Origin of the sequence: Streptococcus parasanguinis (assembly GCF_001578955.1) — a bacterium.
GTDB classification, from domain to species: Bacteria; Bacillota; Bacilli; order Lactobacillales; family Streptococcaceae; genus Streptococcus; species Streptococcus parasanguinis_U.
Map to the genome: position 1 here is coordinate 84,504 of NZ_KQ969690.1, position 1,466 is coordinate 85,969.

The 1,466-nt window shown below is 42.7% G+C and carries 1 protein-coding gene; it reads left to right on the forward strand.

The features are described 5' to 3' along the window. Positions 1-294 precede the first annotated feature (294 nt). A partial coding sequence (locus SPADD19_RS04235; protein WP_061455314.1) for a DUF6287 domain-containing protein occupies positions 295-1,466 on the forward strand: 1,172 nt, incomplete at its 3' end.

Consider the following 1,466-nt stretch of genomic DNA (forward strand, 5'->3'; position numbering starts at 1 on the left):
CCGTCAAGACTTCAATGACATTTTTTAAGATTTTTGAGTTTTTCATCGCAAGCCTCCTTGAAGTTTATTTATTTTTCACTTATAGTATACTCCTTATAAAAAATTAGTCAATAAAAAAGTATCGAAAAACGATAAAAAAATAATGATAAACAAAATATTGTTTTTGAAAAACAGGTATTCTCTACTAAAACTAGTCAGTTCAAACCTGGAAAACCACTACATAGAGGGGAATTTTACTATACTTTCGATTTAGGGTATACTAGTGTAAAGATCTTATTCCATGGAGGTAGTAAAATGAATCTTAAGTGGAAGAAAAAATACCTGGTACCGATTCTGGGGCTGGTCGGAGCAGCTGTTCTGATCGGTGGAGTCTATCTCTACTCTAGTTCCAACATCCAACCAGACCATCAAAAGGAATTTAAGCAGACCAGCAAGAAGGTCACCAAGCCAAAGGAAAAAGCTATTGACTTGAGTGGTGACTATGTCTCAAATGAACGGGATGAAGCCAAAATCGAGAAAAAAGGCAAGGCCTGGAAGATCGATTACCAAACGGCTGATGGCAAGGTATCCGCTGAATTTAGCACGGATTGGAAGGTCGAAGGATCTAATAAAGTTTCGACAGGCAAGATGAAAAAGTCCGATGGCAATACAGACTTTACAGTCACGGTTCGTGTCTTCAAATACAAGACGGATAAGAAGCCTTTGATTACGGTCACCATGTCTGACAAAAATCCCGACCACGAGATGGTCTTTGCCAATCGGGAGGACTTTTTCAAATCGACAGATCCAAATGATATCGTCCTTGATGGCAATCTCTCACCGTTTGAGGGTGCTTATTCCAATGAGGCCTATGAAAAGGAAATCGCAGATTCGGGTTTTAAACTTTATGGCTATACTCCAGAAGAATATTACCAAAACAAGACCAACGCCTTTCCAAGCATTGTAAATGGTGAGACTGGCTGGACTTTCTGGAGCGGAGGCACTCGGGCAAGTTACTTGTTCAATAAAGAAAAAGAGCCTAAGAAGCGAAAAGGCTATTATGAAGTTTATTTCACTGGGGCAAATGCGACTGCGATCCAAGGGCAAGAGCAAACCTTGTACTTGATCCCAGCGGGTGTGACAGGTCCTGACGGAGTAGCTTCCCAAGAACGTCGGATTCTCTTTGGGGACGTGGCCTACCGTGATTACCATCTAGAGTGGTGGAAAGCTTATCCGCAACCGAAAAAAGAGAAAGACTTGGATATTGCGGCCATTAACGGAGGCGACTTCTCAAGCTTAGCTGGAACCTGGCGCAATGGCAAAGGAGCTGAGATCGTCATCCAAGCAGACGGAAAAGTTAAGGGCCAAGGCAGCCTCAAGGCTGTTGCGGACTCGGATAAGAAGAGCAAGATCCCTTACGTTGAGATGAAGATGGGTGAGACCGGTGCTGCGATTGGACTTCTGAAAATCGGTTTCCAAAATCCAGA